The 6274-nt window shown below is 37.7% G+C and carries 6 protein-coding genes and 1 pseudogene; 1 reads left to right on the top strand and 6 read right to left on the bottom strand.

Translation table 11 applies throughout. The annotated features are described in order from the left end of the window. Positions 1 to 133 precede the first annotated feature (133 nt). Positions 134 to 535, top strand: a complete 402-nt coding sequence (locus AC1DG9_RS21430; protein ID WP_048906729.1) for a c-type cytochrome — start codon at positions 134 to 136, stop codon at positions 533 to 535. Positions 536 to 564: 29 nt separating this feature from the next. Here AC1DG9_RS21430 and AC1DG9_RS21425 read toward each other — a convergent pair whose 3' ends face one another. From AC1DG9_RS21425 to AC1DG9_RS21400, 6 genes and pseudogenes are all read right to left on the bottom strand, one after another. After that, positions 565 to 1326, bottom strand: coding sequence for a tetratricopeptide repeat protein (locus tag AC1DG9_RS21425; RefSeq protein ID WP_288878947.1), 762 nt, complete (start codon positions 1324 to 1326; stop codon positions 565 to 567). A 4-nt stretch (positions 1327 to 1330) separates the two neighbouring features. Further along, complete coding sequence (locus AC1DG9_RS21420) at positions 1331 to 3157, bottom strand: BatD family protein (RefSeq protein WP_477635200.1); 1827 nt, start codon at positions 3155 to 3157, stop codon at positions 1331 to 1333. Positions 3158 to 3184: 27 nt separating this feature from the next. After that, positions 3185 to 3940 (bottom strand): tetratricopeptide repeat protein, encoded by a 756-nt coding sequence (locus tag AC1DG9_RS21415; protein WP_288878946.1) that lies wholly within the window; start codon positions 3938 to 3940, stop codon positions 3185 to 3187. Then, positions 3940 to 4977 (bottom strand): vWA domain-containing protein, encoded by a 1038-nt coding sequence (locus AC1DG9_RS21410; RefSeq protein ID WP_172659725.1) that lies wholly within the window; start codon positions 4975 to 4977, stop codon positions 3940 to 3942. Before AC1DG9_RS21410 ends, AC1DG9_RS21415 begins: the two co-directional genes overlap by 1 nt. 3 nt (positions 4978 to 4980) lie before the next feature. Then, a complete protein-coding gene (locus tag AC1DG9_RS21405; RefSeq protein ID WP_200869908.1) occupies positions 4981 to 5985 on the bottom strand; it encodes a vWA domain-containing protein in 1005 nt (334 codons plus the stop codon). Next, positions 5972 to 6274: pseudogene (locus tag AC1DG9_RS21400) on the bottom strand (hypothetical protein); the annotation flags it as partial. The gene AC1DG9_RS21405 and the pseudogene AC1DG9_RS21400, both read right to left, overlap by 14 nt.

The following is a 6274-nucleotide window of genomic DNA, read 5'->3' as shown; positions in this document are numbered from 1 at the left end:
TATTTAACTGTAATAGTCCCGTTGTAGTCAGAAGGTGTAAATATAATTCTTTGTAACGATTATACTTCTCAACTCTTCTACCTGAATATATTTTAATTGATATTTAGTATATTAGTTTATCAAACTTCTCAAAATGACCTACAAAAAAACCATCACATTATCTGTATTGTTAAGTACAGTCGTTATGCTAAGCGCATTTATGCCGCAGGCCGACGAAAAGCCTACAAACCTGAAGGTTCTTCCTAAAGACATCAGTCATGATCAGCTTAAAGAAGTTATGGATGGCTTTAAAACAGCCTTAGGAGTAAAATGTAACTTCTGCCATGCAGCAAGAAAAGACGATCCTAAAAAACTAGATTTTGCCAGCGATGAAAAACCGGAAAAAGAAACTGCCAGAGATATGATGCGTATGACAATGAAGATTAATAAAAAATATTTTCACCCGATTGGCAGTAAAGACAAAGATGGAAAAGCTCTTTTAGCAATTTCCTGCATTACCTGCCACAATGGGAAGGAACATCCGGAAACAAAATAGAATGAATTAATTGTTGATTTTAGAAAGGTTTAAATTTCCTTTACGGCAATAACCTCAACCCAACCAATGTTTCCATTAGGCAACTCTACTTTAATCCAGTTGTTGTCGTTTTGCTTAATGGTAACTTTGGTTCCTTCATGAATCACAAAAAGTGTCTTTGACTTGTCATCAGGGCCACTCTTTACATTCACGGTGCCATTAAATACAATAGCCTGACTGCTACTATTAAGGTAACTGTTTTGTGTGCTTACTATAAAAATGGATAACAGTCCCAGAGCAAGTAGAATTATACCAGCGTAGAAAGCTGGTTTCTTAATTGAGATCGAAATGGCAAAAAGGTAAACAATCAATAAAGCAAAACCCAGCAGTAAAAACGCAACTGCGAACCCGGATAATGCTTGTGCAGAAAAAAACAGAAAGAAAGATTTCCACCACTTCGTCAGAAAAAATTCTGGTACTGATTCTATTTTATCGGCAATCTTTAAGTTAGCAAGCTGAAGATTTAAGCTAATTTCCTGATCTCCTGGCGTAACTTTGTATGCCTTTTCGTAATAAAGAATAGCAGGTGCCATCTCTCCCATTTTATAGTAGGCGTTACCCAGGTTAAAATATACCTCAGCTGATTTATACCCATCATTTAACACTTCCTGATAAGATTGTGCAGCCTCTTTATATTGTGCTTTCGCATACTGACTGTTACCCTTCGCAAACAGCGCCTCCGGATTCCCTTTGGCACACAAAAACAAAGGCGATATCACCAGCAGTATAAAACTGTAAAAAAAGTGGTTCAAGCGATTATGCATTGTCTTCTATATCGTTAATAATAGTTTTCGCCTTATCAAATACTTCTTGCTCAGATATACCAGAAATAGGTGCATATCTCGCCATTTCACAAAGGTCTAGCGTATCTGTTAATTGATCGATTATGGATTCATTAACAGTCCTTAACTTAAGCTGTTCCCCAATATTCTCTTTATTTAAATCCGCGGCAGAGATATTTAATTTATCGCTTAAATAACCATACAATCCTCTGTATACGTTCTCATAAAAAGCTTTTTTATCTCCGCTGATCAATTGCTTCTGGGCACTGGCCAGATGTTTAGCTGCAATTTTGTTGGCATTTCTACCCTTTACCTTTATAACATCTCTGTTGTTTTCTCTATACCATTTTCTATATCCAAATGCCGCTAAAAATAGAACAGGACCTGTACAAAGGAGCATATAATATAAAGCTGAACCATAAAAGCCTTCGCCATCTTTTGTTAAACCAGGGTTTCCTGTTTTAATATAAGCAATATCCTTTGCCAGCGTTTTAACATCCTGCTGTCCACCTGTTGCATAAGCGGTAACATTTGAACCTKGGTCGCCTTTTGCCACCTTTACGGGAAATGATCCGGATGTGAGGCTCACATATCTTCCCGTTGCTGGATTAAAATAAGAGAACTTTAACGGTTCAATTGTATAATTGCCTTCATGCCTTGGGATAAGTAAATAGCTATACTCCCTACTGCCGGAAACACCGGTCATGGTCTCTTTAATATCATCGTTTACCTTTGGATCATACTTTTCTATATCCGCCGGAAGGGTTAATTCCGGAGCCTTTAACAACTTTAAATTACCTGATCCGGTAATTTTAAGGGTATAGTTTAATGCTTCATTGGCTTTAACTGATGATTTATCTAAGTTAGCCCCAATAGAAAAGTTTCCAACGGCCCCATTAAAACCCTCTGGTTTGCCTGCTTCCGGCAAAGGTTTCACATTAATGGTAATTGGTGTACTTTTAATCTTGTATTTTGTATCCTTATAAGAACCTCCAAAAAACTGTTCAATAGGATCATTTGAAGGTGCAGCTTGCCTTACCACAAAAGTCATCGCCAAAGGATCGAGCGTGAGCTTGCCAAAACGCTCCGGAAAAAGAATAATCTGTTTCAGGGTTGCAACATGGTATTTTTCACCATTATAAGTTTCGATCTCCCACTGTACATTTTGGCTGTTATTTTTGATCTCCTGACTCCAGAAACCATTAAAATCCGGCAATTTATCAAGCGCATTGTCTACCAGATCAATATTGGTATATAATTTATAGGAAACTGAAAACTGCTCCCCGATATAAACATTGGTTTTATTTGCAACCGCTCTAAGGAATAACCGCTTTGAAATGTCTATACTATTTCCTTCCGCAACCTTATCTCCCTGAGGTACCGCATTTCGCTGATTCCCTTGAGGTACAGCCTTACCCTTTACTACTTTTATTTTAACAGAGTTTGACTTAACCTGTTTTCCATTCACAACAACAAGTGCCGGTCCTATAATATATTCACCTTCTTTAACCCCAACAAGATCATAACTAATAGACATGCTGGCTGTTGTGTTTCCATTAATAGATGAATAACTTGAGGATTGATTTGGCCCCCCAACGACCTGAAAGCCATTAAGGGCTGGTGGATTAAACGATTCTATATTGCCATTTACAGAAAAACTAATTTCAAATGCCTCTCCTGTACCCACCACACTTTTACTTACCGATGCAGTAACTTTTACATCCTGGGCACCAGATTTTATTCCATTGGCAAACAAGGCGCTTGTCCACAGCAGTAATACCGACAATATATAGTGTTTCATTTTCATTTTAGCGCAAAAATACTCAGTCTACCAGTCTTTAACAATACGGCCTTTTACACCTTTTGCTTTTTTATTTTTAAGCTTATCCTGAGTGTTCTTTTCCTCATTCTTTAAGGCTTCAAGCATTCTTTCAGCATCTTCTTTCGACAATTTATCAGGTTGCGGCTGTTGTCCGTCTTTCTGATCTTTTTTATCCTGATCCTGCTTGTCTTTATCCTTGTTCTGCTGATCCTTATTTTGCTGATCCTTATTATCCTTATTTTGATCTTTGTTCTGGTCTTTCTTATCCTGATCTTTCTTATCCTGATCCTTTTTATTTTTATCCTTGTTTTTATCCTTATTCTGTTGTTGCTGCTGTTGTTTCAGCTTTTCCTGCGCATAAGCCAGGTTATACCTAGTCTCATCATCTTTAGGATTATTGATCAATGATTTTTTATAAGCTTCGATGCTTTCTTCCAGCTTTTTCGACTCTAGTAATGAATTGCCCAGATTGTGATATGCTTTGGCCTTAACCGCTTTATTCTCAGATGATGATGCAATATCTGTAAACTTCTGAGCAGCATTATCAAATTTCTTCTGCTTATACAAAGCATCACCAAGATTAAAGTTTCCCTCCACAGAAGCCTTCGATTTATCTACCGATTCCCTGTAACTCGCCTCGGCCTCAGCATATTTCTTTTCCTGATACAGCTGATTCCCTTTATGGATATACTTCTTCTCTTTCTGAGCAAAAAGCAAAGTGCCTTGTAATAATATAAATATGATGATGATAAACTGCTTCATTATTTTCTTACTTCAAACAAATTCAACTCACTTAATTTCAGGTTCTTTTTACTTGAGATAAAGAATTCTATAACCAATAGTATTAAAGCAAACCCAAGAAAAAACTGGAACCTGTCTTCATAATTCTTAAATACTTTACTGTCAAATGTCTTTTGCTCCATTTTGCTGATCTGATTCATCACAATTCCCAATCCACTATTGGCATTCGAGGCCCTAACATAAACTCCGTTACCAGCTTCAGAGATCTCCTTACACATTTGCTCATTTAGCTTGGTGATAACCGTTTGCCCCTTTTCATCTTTTCTAAAGCCTGTTGGATTGCCATTCTGATAAATTGGAACCGGAGCTCCTTCTGCAGAACCGAGGCCAATAACATGTATTGCAACATTTTTTTCGGTTGCTCTTTTTGCAGAGGCAATAGCATCATCCTCAAAATTCTCTCCATCAGTCATCAGTACCATTGCTTTACTTGTTCCATTTACAAAATCAAAAGATTTCATACCCATATCAATTGCAGCACCAATTGCAGTTCCTTGTGTCGGAACGATATCTGTACTAATGTTATTCAGGAACAATTTAGCAGCAGAATAATCAGTTGTTATGGGCAACTGAACATAAGCCTCTCCTGCAAAAATGATAATCCCTATCCTATCGTTATGAAGGTTATCAATCAATTGTGATATTGCCCTTTTTGCATTTTCAAGTCTGTTCGGAGAAAGATCTCCTGCAAGCATACTATTGGAAACATCAAGCAGGATCATTAAATCAGCGCCGCTCTTTTTACCCTCTTCCACCTTAGTTCCAATTTGAGGATTGGCAGCACCAATAACTAATGATGCAAAAGCAACGGTAAAAAAGATAAACTTTAATCCCGGTCTGGTAAAAGAAACCTCTGGGATCATTTTCCTTACTGTAGCTTTATCGCCAAGACTGGCCAGCGCCTTTCTTTTCCACCGGCGCACCAGAAAAAAAATCAGGATAAACAATGGAATGGCAGCTAGCCCCCATAAAAGCGCTATGTGTTCAAAACGTAACATATATTAAGTTAAAGCTCCTTTAAACAATGTATTTCTTAATCCAAATTCAACCAGCAAAAGAGCCAGCGCAATCAATGCAAAAGGCAAAAAACGCTCTGTTTTCTTATGATACTGTGTAACAGCGATCTTTGCTTTTTCTAATTGATCAATTTGCTGATAAATCTCTTTTAGCTTATCGTTATTTGTAGCACGGAAGTACTTACCTCCGGTAATTTTTGCGATACTGGAAAGCGTTCCTTCATCAATGGTAACAGGAACTTGCTGATACTGTATACCAAAAGGTGTTTTTACAGGATAAGGTGCATATCCTTTAGTACCCACCCCAACTGTATAAACACGCACGTTCATTTGCTTGGCAATTTCGGCAGCAGTTACCGGAGGTATTGAACCACCCGTATTAGAGCCATCCGTAAGCAAAATAACCACCTTACTTTTTGCCTCGCTATCTTTTAAGCGATTAACAGCTGTTGCAAGGCCCATTCCTATCGCCGTACCATCTTCAATCATTCCATTATTAATTCCTTTAAATAAGTTAATTAATACATCATGATCAATGGTAAGCGGGCACTGCGTAAAACTTTCGCCGCTAAATACCACAAGACCTATCCGGTCATCGGGCCTGTCTTTTATAAAGTCTATAGCAATATTTTTTCCTGCCTCCAGCCTGTTTGGCTTTAAATCTTCAGAAAGCATACTTCCGGAAATATCAGTAGCAATAACAATATCTATTCCTTCTGTTGTTGTATTTTGCCAACTTAATGCACTCTGGGGTCTGGCCAGGCCAATAATTATTGCAATAAGGGCTAATGATTTCAATGCAATGCTATAATGCCGTAAAACACCATAGCCGCTTTTCTTTACACCCATAAAGGCCTTAACAGACGATATGCGCATTGTACCCTGAAGCTTCTTATTGCGCCAGATGTACCAGGCAATCATTAAAGGTACCAGCAGTAGTAACCAGAAAAACCCTGGATTAGCAAATTCGATTCCACTAAACAGTTTCATTTTGCGCTTTATTATCGGGTAATTGATTAATCTCTTTAGTGTTGGTCACAAAACTGATTGCATTCTCGATACTTTGCTCGTTTTCTGCGTTTAAAGGCATCCCTTTAGCAAACTTCACAAGATCGGCCAGCATTAATATCTGACGTAATTTACTCCTGTTTTGATCCGTAATTTCCATATGTCTTAAACCTGCAAAAATCTCTTCAGAGGTTTGCTCAAGTGCCTTAACATGATAGCGTTTTTCAAGATACTCTCTCAATATATCAGTAAGTTCAATATGGTATTGTTT

The sequence above is a fragment of the Pedobacter sp. 05L430 genome, from assembly GCF_056397585.1.
Note: the sequence above shows the minus strand (reverse complement) of the source record. Positions and strands in the feature narration are given on the sequence as shown.

What these genes read in the sequence shown, in the direction of transcription:
- AC1DG9_RS21430 (WP_048906729.1), top strand. Translation starts at nt 134, where the DNA reads ATGACCTACAAAAAAACCATCACATTATCTGTATTGTTAAGTACAGTC.
- AC1DG9_RS21415 (WP_288878946.1), bottom strand. Translation starts at nt 3,940, where the DNA reads ATGAAGCAGTTTATCATCATCATATTTATATTATTACAAGGCACTTTG.
- AC1DG9_RS21410 (WP_172659725.1), bottom strand. Translation starts at nt 4,977, where the DNA reads ATGTTACGTTTTGAACACATAGCGCTTTTATGGGGGCTAGCTGCCATT.
- AC1DG9_RS21405 (WP_200869908.1), bottom strand. Translation starts at nt 5,985, where the DNA reads ATGAAACTGTTTAGTGGAATCGAATTTGCTAATCCAGGGTTTTTCTGG.